This window comes from Variovorax sp. Varisp36 (genome assembly GCF_047304235.1).
Lineage (GTDB): Bacteria > Pseudomonadota > Gammaproteobacteria > Burkholderiales > Burkholderiaceae_C > Variovorax.
The window spans coordinates 1-18,649 of sequence record NZ_JBGLYU010000046.1; the positions used below are offsets into that span (position 1 = coordinate 1).

Sequence of the window (18,649 nt, forward strand, 5' to 3'; positions counted from 1 at the left end):
TGTGGTGGGTGGGCTGGCGGCGTTTCACATATAGGTGTGGCAGGGCTGGCGAGCACGGCCCGCCGCCTTCCCGCCAGCAGCCGCGACCGCTATTACTCCTGCGGCTCCAACGCAACCGGCGGCTGGATCCCGTTCTTCTTCCGGGCCTGGAGCGCGAACGAAACCACCTGCCACACCACAAAGATCCCGATCAGGCCCAGCAGCGTGCCGCTGATCGGCCGCGAGACGAAGGTGCCGAAGCTCCCGCGGCTCAGCAGCATCGCCCGGCGGAAGTTCTCCTCCAGCATCGGGCCGAGGATGAAGCCGAGCATGAGCGGTGCGGCATCCAGCTCCAGCCGCATGAACATGTAGCCCATGAAGCCGAAGGCCGCCGTGATGAAGACGTCTTCCAGGTTGTTGTTGACGCTGTAGGTGCCGATGCAGCAGAAGAACAGGATCGACGGGAACAGCACGGCGTACGGGATCTTGAACACCGACAGCCAGTAGCGCACCAGCGGCACGTTCAGCACCAGCAGGAACACGTTGCCGATCCACATGCTGGCCACCAGGCCCCAGAACAGCTCGGGATGGCTGCCGATCATGTTCGGGCCGGGCTGGATGCCCTTGATGATGAAGGCCGCCAGCATCAGCGCCATGACGGCGTTTTCCGGAATGCCGATGCTCATCAGCGGAATGAAGCTCGTGCGCGCCGCCGCTTCGTCGGCCGCGGCCTGGCCGGCCACGCCCTCGATGCAGCCGGTGCCGATCTCGTGCTTGTACTTGCTGACCTTCTTGTCGATCGCGTATGCCGCAAACTGGGCAATGGTCGGGCCGCCGCCGGGAAGGATGCCCAGGAAGGAGCCGACCACGCTGCCGCGCAGGGCGCTCGGAATGATCCGCTTGAACTCCGCCCAGGTCGGGATCAGGTTGATCTTGCCGTTGAAGGGCGAGCGCTCCTCGCGCGAGTCGAGGTTCTTGGTGATCTCGGCGATGCCGAAGCAGCCCAGAGCGATGCTCACGATGCCCACACCGTCCACGAGGAAGGGCAGGTCGAGCGTGAAGCGCTGCGCGCCGCTGTTCACGTCGGTGCCGATGGTGCCGAGCAGCACGCCGATCATGCACATGGCCAGCCCGTTGAGCAGGCTGCCGGTGGTCACGAAGCTCACGCACACGAAGCCCACCAGCATCATGGCCACGTAGTCCGCGGGGCCGAAGAGGAATGCCACCTCGCCGAGCACGGGCGCCAGGAACGACAGCACGAGGATCGCCACCGTGCCGCCGATGAAGCTCGAGAAGCCGGCCGTGAACAGCGCCAGCCCGGTCTGGCCCTTGAGCGTCATTGCATAGCCGTCGATGCAGGCCACGATGCTGCTCGCATGCGGGATCTTCATCGTGATGGCGCTGACGCTGTCGCCGTACTGCGCGCCGTAGTAGATGCCGGCCAGCATGATGAGCGCGCCGGTCGTCGGAATGGAGTAGGTCAGCGGCAGCAGCAGGCTGATGGTGGCCAGCGGGCCGAGGCCGGGCAGCAGCCCGACCAGCGTGCCCACGGTACAGCCGATGGCGCAGAACAGGAGGTTCTGCATGGTCAGGGCGTGCGAGAAGCCGAACGCCAGGTTGTTGAGGACTTCCATGGTCTTTTTCTTTTTCTCAATAGAGCGGCAGGTTCAGGCCGAGCAGTTTCTGCAGCGCCAGCGCCATGACGATCAGGCCGGCGGAGACCTTGGCGTTGCGTACCCACGAGTAGGACGAGGCGGCAAAGCCGGAGCAGAAGACCATGAAGATGATGCCCGCGATCATGTTCAGGTACATCGAGATCACCGCGAAGCCGCAGAGGCTGGCCAGGATCAGCCCGATGTTCCTGAAGTTGAACTCCAGCGGCACGCCCTCCACGAGGAACGACCGGACCACGGTCGCCACGCCGATCACCAGCAGCATGCCGCTGATCATGGCGGGGAACAGGCCAGGCCCGGCGCGGCTGAAGTCTCCGATGGGGTAGCGAAGCGCGGTCAGGCCGAAGGCCAGCGCGATTGCCATGAGGAAGAGTCCCCTGACAAGATTTCTATTTTTCATACGCTCACGATGTAGTGGGATTGAATGCGCCCGGCTCCGCTCGAACCGGCCCGGGCCTGTCTCCATCCGGATGTGATTCCGGACGCCCCCGATGCTCTGGGGCCTGGCTGATCGGAATCTGACGCGTGCGTGAGGGGAACTACGTATGAAGGGGCGCGGAGCAACGGTGGCGCGCGACGTTGCCGTCAGGATGGCCGGGACAGGCACCGCGAGAGCGGCGCGAGCGCAATCCCGCCGCTCGCCGCAAGGACCAGCCCGCGCAGCACGGCGTACTCGCGCAGCCGGGCGCCGCCGTGCGGGTCGCCGGGCAGGATGCCGGCGGACGGGTGGCACATGAGCACGTCGCCGGTGCGGCAGGCCGCCAACCATTCGGACAGGCGCTGTTCGTGGCGCTGCATGTCGCCCGAGAAATCGTAGACGCCGAGCAGGCGGCTGCTCATGGGAATGCCGCGTTGCGCGGCCAGCGCGGCCAACTGCGCGCCGCCCAGTGCGTGGATGACCCGGGCCTTCAACCGGTCGGGGCCATGCTGCGCGCCCGGCGCCGTGTTGCGGATCCAGGGCGGCGACGCCGCATAGCGCCGCGCGATCTCCTCCACCAGCAGTTCGCGCACTACCGGGAACTGGTGCACGTGCCGGTGCCCGTCGACGAAGGCGGGCGCGCGGCCCACGGCGTCCTCGAAGCGCGTCAGCTGTTCGCGGATGTCGGCCTGCAGCCCCGGCGCGAACACCGTGCGTGTGTACGTCCGGGCGAGCAGCCCAAGCAGGCCGGGCTCGGGGCCGCCGGCGAGCGCGGGCCGCGTGAGGTCGAGGTGCAGGCCGACGTCGAGCCGTGCCGGGTCGATGAGCTTCAGCACCTTCGCGCCTTCCTCCCAGGCGTCGCGATGCACCATGCCGCTGGTGGCGGTGATCTTTCCCTGTTCGGCCAGGTCGAACACGGCGGAGTTGATGCCTGCGCTCATGCCGAAATCGTCGGCGCAGATGCAGAGGCGGCGCGTTGCCTCAGTCATCGCCGTTCGTTCCGGAAGCCGGGGCGGGCGCAACGTCCAGGCAGTGCGGATCGTGCGTGGCGCTGCCCGCGAAGCGCCAGGCTGCGGCGCTCTCGTTCACCGCCACCAGCTGCGCGCGAAAGAGCCACGGATTGGCGAGCTGTGCCGTGTTCGAGCCGACGACCCAGGTGACGCGCGGCGCGCACAGCGTGGCCGCGAGCTGCGTGCGGTCGAGCAGCGTGGCCGCGGCGCGCGCGGGCTCGAAGCGGCCGGCGTCCGAGATCTCCTTGCGCCAGTTGTCGCGGGTGTCCCGGGCCGCGGCCTGCCAGTCGTCCGAAATCAGCACGGGCTCGCGCAGGTTCCAGTAGAAGGGAATCTCGTAGTAGTAGCTGTCGAGCATCAGCACCTGGTCGCCGGGCGCCACCGCCTGCCCGGCGGGCAGCCGCAGCCGCGCGCCCGGCGGTGACGCCAGGACCGTGACGGCGCCCACGCAGGCAATGCACACGGCGGCGGCGGCCAGCGTCATCGCGCGCACCTTCGGCAGCAGCGTTTCCGGCACACGGCCCGCGAGCACGCGCTGCGCGATCAGGAAGGCCAGCGGCGGCAGCGCCGGCAGCACGTAGCCGACGAGCTTGGAGCGCGGCAGCGAGAAGAACACCACGATGACCGCGAGCCAGATCCACATCAGCCAGTCGACATCCGAGCGTCCGGGCCGTGCGGCGTCGTCCTTGCCCCGCGGCACGAACACCCACGCGAACCACGGCAGCGTGAGCCCCGCCAGCACCGGCAGGTAGAACCAGAAGCCGTGCTCGTTGTTGAAGCCCGAGGACGCAAAGCGCCGGAAGTGCTGCGTGACAACGAAGTAGTCGAAGAACTCCGGGTACTTCATCTGCATTGCGACGAACCACGGGCCGGCCACGGCCAGCAGCACCGCCCAGCCGGGCAGCCACAGTGCGAGCCGCAGCGCCGCGAACCTGCGCGTCGCCGCGCACCAGATCGCGATCACCGCCACGGGCAGCACGAGGCCGATCAGCCCCTTGGCCAGCAGCCCGGCTGCCGCGAACAGGTAGGCGCCCGCGAGTAGCGCCCGCCAGGGTTCCTCGCGCTCCTTCGCCAATGCGGCGCCGGCCGCCAGCAGGATCGTGGCCGAGATGCAGCCGGCCACCAGCATGTCGAGGTTCGCGAACTGGGCGCCCAGGAAGAAGAAGGGCGTGGTCACCAGCACCACGGTCGACAGCAGCGCCAGCCGCACCGTCGACCACCGGCGCAGGAACAGGAACAGCGCCGCCGCCGCGGTGCCCGCGCCCAGCACGGAGGGCAGCCGCGCCGCCCATTCCACCGGCCCCGTCACCGCCATCGCGGCCGCGCCGATCCAGTAGAACAGCGGCGGCTTGTGGAAGAAGGGCAGGCCGTCGAGCCGCGGCACCAGCCAGTCGCCCGAGCGCAGCATCGCAAGCGCGACGCCGCCGTAGCGGCCCTCGTCGGGCGCCATCAGCGGGCGCACCCAGGCCGTGGCCAGCAGCCATGCGAAGAGGGCGGCAATGAGCCACAGTGGCTGCGGCGCAGTCCACCATGCCGGGGCAGGTCGCTTCATGGTTTTTCGGCCTCGAGCCCCGTGCCGCTCTCGCGGCGCACCACGTACAGCGGGCGACCCTTGACCTCCTCGTAGATGCGCGCGATGTACTCGCCCACGATGCCGGTGGAGATCATCTGGATGCCGATGAAGAACATCAGGCTCACGACGATGGTGGTCCAGCCCGAGACCGCGTTGCCGAACAGCAGGTAATCGATCGCCACGAAGGTGCCATAGGCAAAGGCCGGCAGCGCCAGCAGCAGCCCCGCCACGCTGACGATGCGCAGCGGCCAGGTGGTGAAGGCCGTCAGCCCGTCGATGGCCAGGCGTACCAGCCGCCGGGCGTTGAAGGAGCTGCTGCCCGCCGCGCGCGGCGCGGGCGTATAGGGCAGCGCCACGGCGCGAAAGCCCACCCAGGCGTACAGGCCCTTCATGAAGCGGCTGCGTTCCGGCAGGTTCATGAGGGCATCGACCACCTTGCGGTCCATCAGGCGGAAGTCGCCCGCGTCTCGGGGCACGTCGAAGCGGTCCGAGGAATTGACGAGGCTGTAGAAGAGCTTGCTGCCGATCTGCTTGAAGCGGCTTTCGTCGCTGCGTTGCTCGCGCACCGCGTACACCACTTCCGCGCCGGCCACCCATTGCGCGACCATCGTGTGGATGAGCTCGGGCGAGTGCTGCAGGTCGCCGTCGAGCAGCACCACCGCGTCGCCGGTGGCCGCGGCGAGGCCTGCGGTGAGCGCGGCCTCCTTGCCGAAATTGCGCGACAGCGAGATGCAGCGAAAGCCGGAGAGCTCGCACCACGCTTCAGCCACGGCGGCGGTGTCGTCGGTGCTGCCGTCGTCCACCACGATGATCTCCCAGCGCATGTGCGTGGCCCAGAGGATGTCTTCGAGCAGCGGCAGCAGGTGGCGCAGGTTGGCCGCTTCGTTGAAGCACGGGATCACGCAGGAAATGCTGCGCGCGCCGGCCTCTGGTGCGAGCGGCGTGGCCGTGTGCGGCGCGGGAGCCTCGGCCTGGGGGAGAGCGGCCGGTGCGCGTGAATGCCTGGCGGTGTGGGTCGAGGAGATCATGGATGCCTCCAGAAAGAAGCGGCCGTCGTCTTGTCGTCGCGCGTGCGGCCCCCGTGCGACGCCTGAAAAGAGAGGAAATGGCGCACGAACCATTGCGCGGCGGCGAGCACCCCCGCGATCGCGCACGCGAGCAGCAGGCCTGCGGCGATGTCGAGCGGGAAATGAACGCCCACGTACACGCGCGCCCACCCGGTGAGGGTCGCCAGCGCCAGCAGCGGTGCCCCAAGCCTGCGCAGGCTGGGACGCAGCAGGAAGGCCAGCGCCACCAGGAACATCACTGTTGCGTGCGTGCTGGGCAGAGACCCGCGGCTCGCATGCTCGATGTACGACGGCGCCACCCCCAGCACGAAGGGGCGCGGCATGTTGAGCGACAGCGAGATCGCGTGCGAGGCCATGGAGGCGAGGCCCGCGAGCGCCGCGACGATGCACAGGTAGGGCCGGTCGGCGCGATGCCGCCACAGTGCCACGGCGACCACACCGGCACTCAGCCAGCTGCCCCAGAGCGCGAGGGCCGAGGCCACGGACAGCACCCACGGCGTCGGCTGGCTGCCGGCTGCGAGCCATTGGAAGAGCGTGAGGTTGAGCGCGTTCATGGCGCCACCCTCGATGGACGGGAGAAAACAATGGGCGTGCAGCAGCAGCCGGTGAGGGGTGCGCAACAGCGAGAACCGGACATGGTCAAACCTTTCGACGGGACGAGAGAGCCCGCTGCGCGACGCAGCGGACGGTCCGACGCGCGAGGCGTCGCGTCTCAGATCCCGGAAGGTGGTGCGGCAGTGGGCGGCAGGCGCCGCCAGGGTTGCGCGGGGGGTGGCGCACCGCCGTGCGGCGGCACGTATTCGATCGCTTTGCGCACGATGGGCACTGCCAGCCGCGCGACTGCAATGGCAAGCGGCAGCAGCGCCAGCACCATCGCCATCAGCGTGTCCAGCGCGGAGCCGAAGGCGTCGGGGTGGTCGATGCTTGCTGGCGCCTGGGCGAACACGGTGGTCTCGCGGTCGGACGGATGGTCCGCGCGGTCGTCGGCTTCGAATTGGGTGGTGTCGCTGGCGCTGCGCACCCGCAGCATCGGCTCGTCTTCCAGGCCGTCGCAGCGGAAATGGACCGCGATGAAGGGCTGCAGGAAGATCAGCAGAACGCCTGCGACGCACCACGCCCTGTGGTGCGTTTCGGCGAAACGGCGGATGCGTGCGAACAGCATGCGCGAATGCTAGGCCGCTCTTGTGAACGGAACCTGAGCACGCGGGTCAGCATCCCGCAAGGTAGTGCATGACGCGCGTGTGAACGGACCCTAGGGTCTGTCATCAATCAAACGCCCTCGCGAACCCCTGCAGCAGGGGTTCCCTCCCGGCTGGCCCCGCCATACGGCGTCTGCTTTGTCGGCCGGCTTGCCCATGGGTGACCATGGGCAGCGCCGCCCTCCGCACATCCACCGCATGGCGGGGCCAGCGCGAGGGCGTTTGATCGATGACAGACCCTAGAGCACGAACGGAATGAAGCGCCGCGTGCCGCGCATGTAAGCGCGGTAGGCGTCGCCGAAATGCGCGATGCATTCCTTCTCGTCGCGCAGGGCAGTCAGGAACAGCAGCACCGTGGCCGCGAGCACCAGTGCCAGCGTGAGCCAGGTGAACTGCTTGAGGAAGGCGCCCCAGGCCAGCAGCATCAGTGCCGTGTACATCGGATGTCGTATGTACCGGAAGGCGCCGGTGGTGACGATGGACGAGGTTTTCTCGAAACCATACAGAGCGGGGTCGTCGCTGCGCGCCTCGGTCGGCTTGCCCTGCGCCTTCAGCAGCCGCACCGCGTGGATCGGCAGCCAGATCGACAGCACGAAGAAGAGCGAGGAGACGATCTGCCTCGCCGAAAACGGATCGTCATGCCACACGGGCAGGTTCACCACGACCAGCACCAGCATGCATTCCCACGCGAAGAAGCGGTAGAAGCCGTGCGAGCCGGGCCGGCTCAGCGGGCCGCGCGACACGTACAGCAGCGCCGCGGTGCCGGCGACGAATAGGAAGAGCTGGAGCCAGAAGAGCATGGCGGGCGAATTTACACGGCCTTGGGCGCTTTCCGGTGCGTCAGGAGGCCGCCGCTTCGGGTTTCTTGGAAACCAGCGTCAGGATGTCGTAGCTGGCGACCAGCTCGCCGTCCTGGTTGGTCACCTCCACGTCCCATGCGACCACGCCCTGGCCCTGGCCGCTCGCGTCCTTCCTGTTGCGGTCGATCTTGCGCTTGCAGGTCAGGCGCGCCTGGATGGTGTCGCCGATGCCCACGGGCTTGGTGAAGCGCAGCGTGTCCAGGCCGTAGTTGGCGAGCACCGGGCCCGGCGACGGCGACACGAACAGGCCTGCCGCGGCCGACAGCACGAAGTAGCCGTGCGCGATGCGCTTGCCGAAGGGCGATTCCTTGGCCGCCACCTCGTCGAAGTGCATGTAGAAGTAGTCGCCCGAGATGCCGCCGAAGGCGACGATATCGGCCTCGCCCACGGTGCGGCGGTGCGTGAGCAGCGAGTCGCCGATGCGCAGGTCCTCGAAGTAGCGGCGGAAGGGGTGCACCTCGCTCTCGCGCACGGCCGCGCCGCGCACGTGTTCGCCGGTGATGGCGGCGAGCATGGTGGGCGAGCCTTGCACCGCGGCGCGCTGCAGGTAGTGCTTCACCGCGCGCAGGCCGCCGAGCTCTTCGCCGCCGCCCGCGCGGCCCGGGCCGCCGTGTTTGAGCTGTGGCAGCGGCGAGCCGTGGCCGGTCGATTCGGCGGCGGCCTCGCGGTCGAGCACGAGCAGGCGGCCATGCCACGCGGCAGCCACCGGAATGGCCTTGGCCGCGATGGCGGGGTCGCGCGTGACCAGCGTGCCGACGAGGCTGCCGCGGCCGCGCGCAGCCAGCGCCAGTGCTTCGTCGATGCCCTCGTAGGGCATCAGCGTGCTGACGGGGCCGAAGGCCTCCACATCGTGTGCAGCGTCGTGCTCGAGCGGCTTGCGGCTCAGCAGCAGCGTAGGCGCGAAAAACGCGCCATCGGCCACGCCCTCGCCAATCGGCGAGAAGCCGTCGCGCTCGCCGTAGACCAGCTCGGCGCCTTGCAGCAGCGTGGCGACACGCGCGGCCACGTCGGCCTGCTGGTCGCGCGAGGCGAGCGCGCCCATGCGCACCTCTTCGCGCGAGGGATCGCCGACCACTGTCTTCGCGAGCCGCGCGCGCAGCCGCTCGGCCACCGCATCGAGGTGCCGGCGCGGCACGATCGCGCGGCGGATGGCCGTGCACTTCTGGCCGGCCTTGGTCGTCATCTCGCGCGCCACTTCCTTCACGAAGAGATCGAACTCCTCGTCGTCCGGCGTCACGTCGGGCGCGAGGATCGCGCAGTTGAGCGAGTCGGCCTCGGCATTGAACGGGATCGACTGGCGCACGATGTTCGGGTGCACGCGCAGCTTGGCCGCTGTGTCGGCCGAACCGGTGAAGGTGACCACGTCGGGCCCTTCGAGCCGGTCGAGCAGGTCGCCCGTGCCGCCGATGACGAGCTGCAGCGCGCCCGCCGGCAGGATGCCCGACTGCACGATGAGCCGCACCAGCGCCTCGGTGAGGTAGCTGGTGGCCGTGGCCGGCTTGCCGATGCAGGGCATGCCCGCGAGGAAGCTGGGCGCGAACTTCTCGAGCAGGCCCCACACCGGGAAATTGAACGCATCGATATGCACCGCCACGCCGCCGCGCGGCACCAGGATGTGCGTGCCCGCGAAGCCGCCCTTCTTGCCGAGCGGGAAGGCCGGGCCCTCGTGCACGAGGTTGCCGGAGGGCAGCTCGTTGGTGCCGATGCCGGCATAGGCGCTCAGCGTGCCGGCGCCGCCTTCGATGTCGATCCAGCTGTCGGCGCGCGTGGCGCCCGTGTGGGCCGAGATGGCGTAGAGCGTTTCCTTGTTCGCGGCGATGTACTTGGCCAGCGCCTTCAGGCGCTCGGCGCGCTGCTGGAAGTCGAGCGCCATCAGCGCGGGAATGCCGGTGCGGCGCGCGTACTGCAGCGCTTCGGCGAAGTCGATGGCCTCGGCGTGCGTGGCTGCCACGGGCTGGCCGTTGACGGCGCTGCGCAGTTGCTGGGCGGCCTGCTGGCCGATCCAGCGGCCGGCGATGTAGCTTTGGAGGGTGGTGGTCATGGGCAATGTCCTTTCCGTGTTGCTCCTTCCCCCTCTGGGGGAAGGCTGGGATGGGGGCCTGTCCCCCGATTCAGGCGGCGTGGAGGTGGAGGCCGCATGCCCCCACCCCGGCCCTCCCCCAGAGGGGGAGGGAGGAATTCAGGTCACTCTTTCTTGCCGATACCCAGGTAGGTATCGATGATCCGCTGGTCGTGCAGCAGGTCGCGCGCCTTGCCTTCGAGCGCCACGGCGCCCATCTCCAGCACGTAGGCGCGGTCGGCCACCTGCAGCGCGGCGCGGGCGTTCTGCTCGACCAGCAGCACCGACACGCCATGGCTGCGCAGCTGCGACACCACGCGCAGCACCTCGCGCACCACCAGCGGGGCGAGGCCCAGCGAGGGTTCGTCGAGCATCAGCAAACGCGGCCGCGCCATCAGCGCGCGGCCAATGGCCAGCATCTGGCGTTCGCCGCCCGAAAGCGTGGAAGCCAGCTGTGGGCGGCGCTCGCGCAGGCGCGGGAAGATCCCGAAGATCTCGTCCATGCGCGCGCGCTGGTCGCGCTTGCCTTTGCGCCACTGGTAGAAGCCGCCGAGCAGCAGGTTGTCTTCCACCGACATCTCGCCGAACAGCTCGCGCCGCTCGGGCACCAGTGCGACGCCGCGCGCCACCATGGTCTCGACGCTGGGGCGCGCGACGCGCTCGCCGTCCAGCATCAGCTGGCCGGTGGAAGGCAGCAGGCCCATGGCGGCGCACAGCAGCGTGGTCTTGCCGGCGCCATTGGGGCCGATCACGGTGACGATCTCGCCCTCGTTCACCTGCAGGCGCACGCTGTGCACCGCTTCCACGGTGCGGTAGGCGACGCAGAAGCCGTCGAGTTGAAGCAAAGGATGGCTCATCGGGCGTCTTCCAGCAGTTCGTCGTCCGCGCCGCCGAGGTAGGCTTCAAGCACGCGCGGGTTGGCCTGCACTTCGGCCGGCGTGCCGGTGGCGATGACGGTGCCGAATTCGAGCACCGTGATGCGGTCGGCGAGGTTCATTACGAACTCCATGTCGTGTTCCACCACGAGGATGCCGAGGCCCTCGGCGCGCAACTGGCTCAGCAGCACCGAGAGCGCGCGCTTTTCAAGATGGCGCAGGCCGGCCGCCGGTTCGTCGAGCAGCAGCACCGAGGGCTGGCCGGCGAGCGCGCGGGCGATTTCGACCACGCGCTGCTGGCCGAGCGAGAGCGATGCCGCGGGCGTGTCGGCATGCGCGCCGAGGCCGCAGCGTTCGATCTGCCTGCGGGCCTCGGCCATCAGCGCGGCTTCTTCGGCACGGTCCAGCCGCAGCATCGCGGCGAGCCAGCCACGCTTCGCACGCAGGTGCGCGCCGAGCGCGACGTTCTCGGCCACGCTGCGCTGTCCGAGCAGGCGCACGTGCTGGAAGGTGCGGCCCAGGCCCAGCGCGGCGAAGGCGCGCGAAGGCTTGGCCGCCATCGGCTGGCCGGCGAGCTTCACCTCGCCCGAGGTCGGATCGTCCACGCCCGAGATCATGTTGAAGAAGGTGCTCTTGCCGGCGCCGTTCGGGCCGATCAGCGCATGGATCTCGCCGGCCTTCAGCGTCATCGAAATCGCGTTGTTGGCCACGAGCCCGCCGAATCGCTTGCTCACGTCGCTGGCTTGCAGCAGCAGTTCGCCACTCGCGGGCAGCGTGCGCTGCGCGAGCTGCACGGTCGGCGCCTTCGATGCGAGAGCTGGCGCCTTGCGCGCCGCATCGTTGCGCACCCAGCGGCGCGTGATGCGCGCCAGCGTGGGCCACAGGCCGTCGGAAAAACGCTGCAGCACGAAGAGCATCAGCAGCCCGAACACGATCACCTCGAAGTTGCCGCTGCTGCCGAGCAGCGAGGGCAGCACGTCCTGCAGCTTTTCCTTCAGCAGCGTGATCAGCGCCGCACCCAGCACCGCACCCCACAGGTGGCCCGCGCCGCCGACCACTGCCATGAACAGCAGCTCGATGCCGATGTTCAGGTTGAAGGGCGTTGGGTTCACGAATCGCTGCAGGTGCGCATAGAGCCAGCCCGACACCGCCGCGAGCAGCGCGGCCAGCACGAACAGCTTGATGCGGTGGCGCGCCGTGTCGACGCCCATCGACTCGGCCATCAGCCGCCCGCCCTTGAGTGCGCGGATGGCGCGGCCTTCGCGGGAATCGAGCAGGTTGTGCAGCGCCCAGAGCGCCAGCAGCAGCACCGCCCAGATCACGACGCCGAGCGCGCGCGGCGTGGCCAGCGATAGCCCCGCCACCACCAGCGGCGGCACGCCCGTGATGCCGGTCTGCCCGCCGAGGAAGTCCATGTTGCCCAGCAGGTAGTACAGGCTCAGGCCCCAGGCGATGGTGCACAGCGGCAGGTAGTGGCCCGACAGCTTGAGCGTGACCGCGCCGAGCATCCAGGCCAGCGCGAAGGTGAACGCCAGGCCCAGCAGCAGGCCGGCCCACGGCAGCAGCGCAGGGCCGACCGCGCCACCCAGCCAGGCGGCAGCAGTGGGCGACGTGCAGATCCATGCGGTGGCGTAGGCGCCCATGCCGACGAACGCGGCCTGCCCGAAAGAGGTCATGCCACCCACACCGGTGAGCATGACCAGCCCGGCCGCGACCAGCGCATACAGGCCGATGTTGCTGAGCACCGAGACCGTGAATTCGGGCAGGAAGCCCCAGGCCAGCGCCAGCAGCACCACGCACGCCAGCGTGAGCTGGCGCGGCGTGACCAGCGGCTTGCCTTCGGGCGGGGTGTTCAGTGTCGCGGGATTCGAAGACGCGCTCATTCTTCGTCCTCCACGTGGCGGCTGTGGAGCGAACGCCACCACAGCACCGGAATGATCAGCGTGAAGACCAGCACCTCCTTGAACGGGCTGGCCCAGAACGAGGCGAATGCTTCGAGCTGTCCCACCAGCAGCGCGCCGGCCAGCGCCAGCGGATAGCTCGCGAGCCCGCCGACGATGGCGGCGACGAAGCCCTTCAGGCCGATGAGAAAGCCGGTGTCGTAATACACCGTGGTGATCGGTGCGATCAGCAGTCCCGAGACGGCGCCGATGAGCGCTGCGAGCGCGAAGCTCAGGTCGCCCGAGAGCTCGGTCGGAATGCCCGACAGCCGCGCGCCCACCCGGTTGATGGCGGTGGCACGCAGCGCCTTGCCGATCATCGAGCGGCCGAAGAACAGGAACATGGCAATCACCAGCAGCAGCGTGACGCCGACCACCACCAGCGACTGTCCGCCGACTGGAATGCCGCCGATGTCGAGGCGCGCTTCGGAGAACGCCGCGGTGCGCGAGCCTTCGGCGCCGAAGAACAGCAGGCCCAGCCCGACCAGCACACCGTGCAGCGCGACCGAGACGATCAGGAGCATCAGCACGTTGGCGTCCGCCAGCGGCCGGTAGGCCAGGCGGTAGAGCAGGGGGCCGAGCGGCATGATGAGAAGCAGCGTGGTGAGCGTTTGGCCCGTCATCGACGTGGGTTTGAGCAGCAGCACCAGCGCGGCGGCCGCCGCCGGCAACACCACGCACCATGCGAGCGCGGAGGCCCAGTCGACCACCGCGCCGCGCTTCCAGCGCCAGATTTCCACCAGCAGCACCGCGACTGCCAGCACCAGCAGCAGCCACAGCGTGGCCGGCACACGGCCAGCCTGCAGCATCGCCATAGAGAGCGCCCCGAAGGCGACGAACTCACCTTGGGGAATGAAGATGACGCGCGTGACTGAAAACACCAGCACCAGTGCGAGCGCCATCAAACCGTAGACGGCACCGTTGACGATGCCGTCCTGCCCCAAGAGCAGGGCGATCTGCAAATCCATAAAAGAAACCTTCGGGTTTGGCCCGTGTATCGAATCAGGGTCAGGCACAAGCGCCGTCAGTTGCGCTGCCTTGTGTTGCTCCATCCCCCTTTTGGGGGAGGGAGCGAAGACATCAGGGCTGGTATTTCCAGGCGCCGTTCTCGATCTTCACCATCACGCGGGCGCGTTGGTCGAGACCCAGGTGGTCCTTCTCGGTCATGCTGAACACGCCGTGCGCGCCCGACACTTCCTTGACCTGCTCCAGCGCATCGCGCAGCGCGGCGCGGAATTCCGGCGTGCCGGGCTGCGCCTTCTTCAGTGCGACGGGCACGGCCGAGGTCATCAGCAGGCCGGCGTCCCAGGCGTGTGCGCCGAAGGTCGACACGGTGCCCTTGCCGTAGGCGGCCTCGTAGGCGCCGACGTAAGCCAGCGCAGATTTCTTCACCGGGTTGCTGGCGGGCAGCTGCTCGGCCACCAGCACGGGGCCGGCGGGCAGGAAGGTGCCTTCCACGTCCTTGCCGCCCACGCGCAGGAAGTCGGCGTTCGCCACGCCGTGCGTCTGGTACATCTTGCCGGCGTAGCCGCGTTCCTTGAGCGTCTTCTGCGGCAGCGCGGCCGGTGTGCCCGAGCCCGCGACCAGCACCGCGTCGGCCTTGCTGGCCATGATCTTCAGCGCCTGGCCCGTCACCGAGGTGTCGGTGCGGGAGTAGCGCTCGTTGGCCACGATAGTGATCTTCTTCAGCGCAGCGGCCTTGGCGAATTCTTCCGACCAGCCTTCGCCGTATGCGTCGGAGAAGCCGATGAAGGCCACGGTCTTCACGCCGTTGGCGGCCATGTGCTCGGCGATGGCGAGCGACATCATGATGTCGTTCTGCGGCGTCTTGAACACCCACTTCTTCTTGGCGTCCATCGGTTCGATGATGCGGGCCGAAGCGGCGATGGAGATCATCGGCACCTTGGCTTCGCTCGCCACGTCGATCATGGCCAGCGAGTTGGGCGTGGTGGTGGAGCCCAGCACGACGTCGACCTTGTTCTCGGCGATGAGCTTGCGCGTGTTGGCCACGGCCGCGGTGGTGTCCGAAGCGTCGTCGAGCACGATGTAGTTGATCTTCTGGCCGCCGATGGTCTTGGGCATCAGCGCGATGGTGTTCTTCTCCGGAATGCCGAGCGAGGCGGCCGGGCCGGTGGCCGAGAGCGTCACGCCGACATTGACGTCGGCCCACGCCGCGGCGGCGGTGGCGCACAGCGCGGCGATCAGCAGGGGCTTGAAGAAGAGTTTCATTGGTCTTGTCTCCGGTTGAAAAATATTTGAAGTTCTAGCGCTCGTCGAATGAGAGCGTGACGCGTTCGGTCAGGGGGTGTGCCTGGCAGGTCAGCACGAAACCTGCTGCCACTTCATTCTTGTCGAGCGCAAAGTTTCTTTCCATGCGGACTTCCCCGTCCACGCATTTGGCGCGGCAGGTGCCGCACACGCCGGAGGTGCACGAGAACGGTACTTCGAGCCCAGCGGCCGAAGCCGCATCGAGGATGCTCGGCTGGCCTTCGGTGTAGGTGATCTCGCGCTGCAGCCCGTCGCGCACGATGACGATGCGCGCCTGCCTGGCGTCGCCGGGCTGCGCCTCGTGCACCACCGCGCCGACCTGCGTGGCCGAAGGCAGCGCCACGCCGAAGCGTTCGATGTGGATGCGTTCCTCGGGCACGCCGGCGGCCAGCAGCGCGGCCTCGGCTTCGTCGTTCATCTGGAACGGGCCGCAGACATAGACATGGTCGATCGTCTTCGCAGGCACCACCGACGCCAGGAACTCGCCGATCTTCTCGCGGTTCATCACGCCGAAGCCCAGCGGCGAATCGGTGTGCTCGTCGGAGAACACGTGCTGCAGCACAAGCCGCGTCATGTAGCGGTTCTTCAGGTCCTCGATTTCTTCCTTGAACATCGTGGACTGCAGCTGGCGGTTGCCGTAGATCAGCGTGAAGCGGCTTCGCGGCTCGCGCGCCAGCACCGTCTTCATGATCGACAGGATCGGCGTGATGCCGCTGCCGCCCGCGATGCCGACGTGGTGGCGTGCCGAAGCCGGCTCGATGGGCACGAAGAAGCGGCCCTGCGGCGCCATCACCTGCAGGGTGTCGCCCGGCTGCAGATGGGCGTTGATCCAGTTGGAGAACACGCCGCCGCGCACCTTGCGCACGCCGACGCGCAGCTCGCCATCGTCGAGGCCGGCGCAGATCGAATAGGAGCGGCGCAGGTCCTGGCCGTCGATGTCGTGGCGCAGCGTGAGGTACTGGCCCTGCGTGAAGCCGAAGACCTGCTGCAGGTCGATGGGCACTTCGAACGAGACGACGACGGCCTCGGCCGTGTCGGGCTCGATGGCCTTCACGCGCAGGGGATGGAAGAGGGTGCTCATCGCGGGGGAGTCTCAGAAGGGTTTGAAGTGTTCGAAAGGCTCCTTGCACGCCATGCAGCGGTACAGGGCCTTGCAGGCGGTGGAGCCGAATGCGGAAAGCCGCTCGGTGCGCTCGCTCGCGCAGCGCGGGCAGGCGATGCGCTCGCCGGCGATGCGGCCGAAGAGCTTGATGGGCATGGCGGTGCTGGCGGCCTGCTCGGCGTTCAGGTGCGCGGGCGGCGCGATGCCGTAGGCCTTGAGCTTGGCGCGGCCCTCGTCGCTGATCCAGTCGCTGGTCCAGGCGGGCGCACGGCGCAGGGTTGCGCGCGCACGGCCCAGGCCGGCCTGCTCGATGGCGGCCAGCACGTCGTGCTCGATGGCCTCGGTGGCGGGGCAGCCGGAGTAGGTCGGCGTGAGCACGATCTCCAACCCGTCGTCATGCTCGATCACGTCGCGCACGATGCCGAGGTCGCACACCGACACGGCCGGCACCTCGGGGTCGGGCACCGTGTGCAGCACGGCCCATGCCGCGTCGACGCGGGAGGCGAGGGCGTTCACCACACCCCCCCGGGAAAGCTGCGTTGCAGGTGCTGCATCTCCGCGAGGATGTAGCCCATGTGCTCGCTGTGCACGCCGTGCTTGCCGGTGCTGCGGAAGGCGGCTTCCTTCGGCATGGCGAGGCCGGCGGCGTCGAGCACCTGTTGCATTTCGGCGAGCCAGGGGTCGCGCAGTTCGCTCCACGCCGGACCGAGGCCGCTGGCGCCGGCTTCGGCATCGACCGCGTCGCTGAAGAAGAGCTCGGGCATGTAGAGCCATAGCTGCTTGAGCGCCTTTTCGGTGCGGCGGCGCGATTCGTCGGTGCCGTCGCCCAGCCGCACCACCCAGTCGCCCGAATGCTGCTGGTGGTAGCGCGCTTCCTTCACGGCCTTGCCGGCGATGGCAGCCACTTCGGGGTCGTTCGATGCGGCCAGGCGCTGCCACAGCAGCTTGAGCAGTGTCGACACCATGGTGTTGCGCACCACGGCGAAGGCGAAGTCGCCGCGCGGCAGTTCGGCGATGGTGAGGTTGAAGTAGTCGCGCTCGTCGCGCAGGTAGGCGAGTTGGTCTTCGTCGTGCTCGCGGCCTTCGATGCGGCCTGCGTGTGTCAGCAGCGCGCGCGCCTGGCCGACGAGGTCGAGCGCAATGTTGGCCATCGCGATGTCTTCCTCCAGCACGGGCGCATGGCCGCACCATTCGCCCAGGCGCTGCGCGAGCACGAGGCAGGTGTCGCCGATGCGCAGCAGGTATTGCACGGCGGGCGTGCGGTTCAGTTCGATCGATGCTTGCATGGTCCTGGCCTTGCTCACATGTGGTCGACCGACTTGGGCAGCGCGTAGAAGGTCGGGTGGCGATACACCTTGTCTTCCGCCGGGTCGAAGAACATGTCCTTGTCGCCCGGGTCGCTCGCCACGATCTGGTCGGAGCGCACCACCCAGATGCTGCTGCCTTCCTGGCGGCGCGTGTACACGTCGCGCGCCATCTGGATCGCCATCTTCGGATCGGCCGCGTGCAGGCTGCCGCAGTGCTTGTGATCGAGCCCGGCCTTGCTGCGCACGAACACTTCCCACAGGGGCCACTCTTGCTTGCTGGTATCGGTGCTCATGCTGCTTCCTTCATCGGTTGCTTGTTGGCGTGGGCCATGGCGGCTTCACGCACCCACGCGCCTTCTTCCCAGGCGTCGACACGGGCCTGAAGGCGCTCGCGGTTGCAGGGGCCGTCGCCGCCGATCACGCGCCAGAACTCGCTCCAGTCGATCGCGCCGAAGTCGTGCGCCTGGCGCTCTTCGTTCCACTTCAGGTCGGGGTCGGGCAGGGTCACGCCGAGGATGCGCGCCTGCTCCACGGTGGCGTCGACGAACTTCTGACGCAGCTCGTCGTTGCTGAAGCGCTTGATGCCCCAGCGCATCGACTGCGCGCTGTTGGGCGACTGGTCGTCGGGCGGGCCGAACATCATGATCGACGGCCACCACCAGCGGTTGACCGCGTCCTGCACCATCGCCTTCTGCGCCTCGGTGCCGTGGGTCATCATGGTCAGCAGGGCTTCGTAGCCCTGGCGCTGGTGGAAGCTCTCCTCGCGGCAGATGCGGATCATGGCGCGCGCATACGGCGCGTACGAGCAGCGGCAGATCGGCACCTGGTTCATGATGGCCGCGCCGTCCACCAGCCAGCCGATGGTGCCCATGTCGGCCCAGGTCAGCGTGGGGTAGTTGAAGATCGAGCTGTACTTGGCCTTGCCGCTGTGCAGCGCCTCGAACATCTGGTCGCGCGAGGTGCCCAGCGTTTCGGCCGCGGCATACAGGTAGAGGCCGTGGCCGCCCTCGTCCTGCACCTTGGCCAGCAGGATGGCCTTGCGCTTGAGCGTGGGCGCGCGGCTGATCCAGTTGCCTTCGGGCAGCATGCCGACGATTTCCGAGTGCGCGTGCTGGCTGATCTGCCGCACCAGCGTCTTGCGGTAGTGCTCGGGCATCCAGTCCTTCGCCTCGATGAAGTCGCCGGCGTCGATGTGCGCGTCGAAGCGTTCCTCGAGCCGCATTTCCTCGGCGGAGCGCACGGCCTTCTGTTTGCCGTCGCCTGCGTCCTTGCCCATGGTGTCCATGGCTTGTGTGTACATCGCGGTTCTCCTTGAGGGT

Annotated in this window: 18 protein-coding genes; all 18 read right to left on the reverse strand. The window is 68.3% G+C overall.

All coding sequences use genetic code 11. The features are described 5' to 3' along the window. Nucleotides 1-92: 92 nt before the first annotated feature. Nucleotides 93-1,613 carry a tripartite tricarboxylate transporter permease gene (locus tag ACCD11_RS22630; RefSeq protein WP_007837457.1) on the reverse strand — a complete coding sequence of 507 codons (1,521 nt, stop codon included), beginning with the start codon at nucleotides 1,611-1,613 and terminating at the stop codon, nucleotides 93-95. A 16-nt stretch (nucleotides 1,614-1,629) separates the two neighbouring features. Continuing rightward, nucleotides 1,630-2,052 (reverse strand): tripartite tricarboxylate transporter TctB family protein, encoded by a 423-nt coding sequence (locus tag ACCD11_RS22635; protein WP_413315521.1) that lies wholly within the window; start codon nucleotides 2,050-2,052, stop codon nucleotides 1,630-1,632. A 185-nt stretch (nucleotides 2,053-2,237) separates the two neighbouring features. After that, the gene (locus tag ACCD11_RS22640) at nucleotides 2,238-3,059 is read right to left on the reverse strand and encodes a ChbG/HpnK family deacetylase (protein ID WP_413315522.1); all 822 of its coding nucleotides are present in this window, start codon (nucleotides 3,057-3,059) and stop codon (nucleotides 2,238-2,240) included. Beyond that, on the reverse strand, nucleotides 3,052-4,632 hold the full coding sequence (locus ACCD11_RS22645; protein WP_413315523.1) for an ArnT family glycosyltransferase: 1,581 nt from the start codon (nucleotides 4,630-4,632) through the stop codon (nucleotides 3,052-3,054). The genes ACCD11_RS22640 and ACCD11_RS22645 overlap by 8 nt, the downstream gene beginning before the upstream one ends. After that, the gene (locus tag ACCD11_RS22650) at nucleotides 4,629-5,681 is read right to left on the reverse strand and encodes a glycosyltransferase family 2 protein (protein WP_413315524.1); all 1,053 of its coding nucleotides are present in this window, start codon (nucleotides 5,679-5,681) and stop codon (nucleotides 4,629-4,631) included. Before ACCD11_RS22650 ends, ACCD11_RS22645 begins: the two co-directional genes overlap by 4 nt. Continuing rightward, nucleotides 5,678-6,274, reverse strand: coding sequence for a phosphatase PAP2 family protein (locus tag ACCD11_RS22655; protein ID WP_413315525.1), 597 nt, complete (start codon nucleotides 6,272-6,274; stop codon nucleotides 5,678-5,680). The genes ACCD11_RS22650 and ACCD11_RS22655 overlap by 4 nt, the downstream gene beginning before the upstream one ends. A gap of 158 nt (nucleotides 6,275-6,432) precedes the next feature. After that, nucleotides 6,433-6,882, reverse strand: coding sequence for a hypothetical protein (locus ACCD11_RS22660; protein WP_007837447.1), 450 nt, complete (start codon nucleotides 6,880-6,882; stop codon nucleotides 6,433-6,435). A gap of 276 nt (nucleotides 6,883-7,158) precedes the next feature. Continuing rightward, on the reverse strand, nucleotides 7,159-7,719 hold the full coding sequence (locus tag ACCD11_RS22665) for a methyltransferase family protein (protein ID WP_413315526.1): 561 nt from the start codon (nucleotides 7,717-7,719) through the stop codon (nucleotides 7,159-7,161). 40 nt (nucleotides 7,720-7,759) lie between these two features. Next, nucleotides 7,760-9,820: a phenylacetic acid degradation bifunctional protein PaaZ gene (gene paaZ / locus ACCD11_RS22670; protein ID WP_007837444.1), complete on the reverse strand. Its 2,061-nt coding sequence runs from the start codon at nucleotides 9,818-9,820 to the stop codon at nucleotides 7,760-7,762. A gap of 143 nt (nucleotides 9,821-9,963) precedes the next feature. Then, on the reverse strand, nucleotides 9,964-10,695 hold the full coding sequence (locus ACCD11_RS22675; protein WP_413315527.1) for an ABC transporter ATP-binding protein: 732 nt from the start codon (nucleotides 10,693-10,695) through the stop codon (nucleotides 9,964-9,966). After that, nucleotides 10,692-12,596, reverse strand: a complete 1,905-nt coding sequence (locus tag ACCD11_RS22680; protein ID WP_007837442.1) for an ABC transporter permease subunit — start codon at nucleotides 12,594-12,596, stop codon at nucleotides 10,692-10,694. The genes ACCD11_RS22675 and ACCD11_RS22680 overlap by 4 nt, the downstream gene beginning before the upstream one ends. Beyond that, the gene (locus ACCD11_RS22685) at nucleotides 12,593-13,621 is read right to left on the reverse strand and encodes a branched-chain amino acid ABC transporter permease (protein ID WP_413315528.1); all 1,029 of its coding nucleotides are present in this window, start codon (nucleotides 13,619-13,621) and stop codon (nucleotides 12,593-12,595) included. The genes ACCD11_RS22680 and ACCD11_RS22685 overlap by 4 nt, the downstream gene beginning before the upstream one ends. Before the next feature lie 112 nt (nucleotides 13,622-13,733). Beyond that, the gene (locus ACCD11_RS22690; RefSeq protein WP_413315529.1) at nucleotides 13,734-14,882 is read right to left on the reverse strand and encodes an ABC transporter substrate-binding protein; all 1,149 of its coding nucleotides are present in this window, start codon (nucleotides 14,880-14,882) and stop codon (nucleotides 13,734-13,736) included. Nucleotides 14,883-14,916: 34 nt separating this feature from the next. Beyond that, on the reverse strand, nucleotides 14,917-16,002 hold the full coding sequence (paaE, locus tag ACCD11_RS22695; RefSeq protein ID WP_007837435.1) for a 1,2-phenylacetyl-CoA epoxidase subunit PaaE: 1,086 nt from the start codon (nucleotides 16,000-16,002) through the stop codon (nucleotides 14,917-14,919). A 12-nt stretch (nucleotides 16,003-16,014) separates the two neighbouring features. Beyond that, entirely contained in the window at nucleotides 16,015-16,539 is a 525-nt protein-coding gene (gene paaD, locus ACCD11_RS22700; RefSeq protein WP_007837434.1) for a 1,2-phenylacetyl-CoA epoxidase subunit PaaD, read from the reverse strand. Continuing rightward, on the reverse strand, nucleotides 16,536-17,309 hold the full coding sequence (paaC, locus tag ACCD11_RS22705; protein WP_413315530.1) for a 1,2-phenylacetyl-CoA epoxidase subunit PaaC: 774 nt from the start codon (nucleotides 17,307-17,309) through the stop codon (nucleotides 16,536-16,538). Before paaC ends, paaD begins: the two co-directional genes overlap by 4 nt. 14 nt (nucleotides 17,310-17,323) lie before the next feature. Continuing rightward, nucleotides 17,324-17,623 carry a 1,2-phenylacetyl-CoA epoxidase subunit PaaB gene (gene paaB / locus ACCD11_RS22710; protein ID WP_007837429.1) on the reverse strand — a complete coding sequence of 100 codons (300 nt, stop codon included), beginning with the start codon at nucleotides 17,621-17,623 and terminating at the stop codon, nucleotides 17,324-17,326. Then, nucleotides 17,620-18,630, reverse strand: coding sequence for a 1,2-phenylacetyl-CoA epoxidase subunit PaaA (gene paaA, locus ACCD11_RS22715; RefSeq protein ID WP_413315531.1), 1,011 nt, complete (start codon nucleotides 18,628-18,630; stop codon nucleotides 17,620-17,622). Before paaA ends, paaB begins: the two co-directional genes overlap by 4 nt. Nucleotides 18,631-18,649 lie beyond the last annotated feature (19 nt).

Coding starts and splice junctions, on each gene's coding strand:
- ACCD11_RS22630 (WP_007837457.1), bottom strand. CDS start 1,613: ATGGAAGTCCTCAACAACCTGGCGTTCGGCTTCTCGCACGCCCTGACC.
- ACCD11_RS22635 (WP_413315521.1), bottom strand. CDS start 2,052: ATGAAAAATAGAAATCTTGTCAGGGGACTCTTCCTCATGGCAATCGCG.
- ACCD11_RS22640 (WP_413315522.1), bottom strand. CDS start 3,059: ATGACTGAGGCAACGCGCCGCCTCTGCATCTGCGCCGACGATTTCGGC.
- ACCD11_RS22645 (WP_413315523.1), bottom strand. CDS start 4,632: ATGAAGCGACCTGCCCCGGCATGGTGGACTGCGCCGCAGCCACTGTGG.
- ACCD11_RS22650 (WP_413315524.1), bottom strand. CDS start 5,681: ATGATCTCCTCGACCCACACCGCCAGGCATTCACGCGCACCGGCCGCT.
- ACCD11_RS22655 (WP_413315525.1), bottom strand. CDS start 6,274: ATGAACGCGCTCAACCTCACGCTCTTCCAATGGCTCGCAGCCGGCAGC.
- ACCD11_RS22660 (WP_007837447.1), bottom strand. CDS start 6,882: ATGCTGTTCGCACGCATCCGCCGTTTCGCCGAAACGCACCACAGGGCG.
- ACCD11_RS22665 (WP_413315526.1), bottom strand. CDS start 7,719: ATGCTCTTCTGGCTCCAGCTCTTCCTATTCGTCGCCGGCACCGCGGCG.
- paaZ (WP_007837444.1), bottom strand. CDS start 9,820: ATGACCACCACCCTCCAAAGCTACATCGCCGGCCGCTGGATCGGCCAG.
- ACCD11_RS22675 (WP_413315527.1), bottom strand. CDS start 10,695: ATGAGCCATCCTTTGCTTCAACTCGACGGCTTCTGCGTCGCCTACCGC.
- ACCD11_RS22680 (WP_007837442.1), bottom strand. CDS start 12,596: ATGAGCGCGTCTTCGAATCCCGCGACACTGAACACCCCGCCCGAAGGC.
- ACCD11_RS22685 (WP_413315528.1), bottom strand. CDS start 13,621: ATGGATTTGCAGATCGCCCTGCTCTTGGGGCAGGACGGCATCGTCAAC.
- ACCD11_RS22690 (WP_413315529.1), bottom strand. CDS start 14,882: ATGAAACTCTTCTTCAAGCCCCTGCTGATCGCCGCGCTGTGCGCCACC.
- paaE (WP_007837435.1), bottom strand. CDS start 16,002: ATGAGCACCCTCTTCCATCCCCTGCGCGTGAAGGCCATCGAGCCCGAC.
- paaC (WP_413315530.1), bottom strand. CDS start 17,309: ATGCAAGCATCGATCGAACTGAACCGCACGCCCGCCGTGCAATACCTG.
- paaB (WP_007837429.1), bottom strand. CDS start 17,623: ATGAGCACCGATACCAGCAAGCAAGAGTGGCCCCTGTGGGAAGTGTTC.
- paaA (WP_413315531.1), bottom strand. CDS start 18,630: ATGTACACACAAGCCATGGACACCATGGGCAAGGACGCAGGCGACGGC.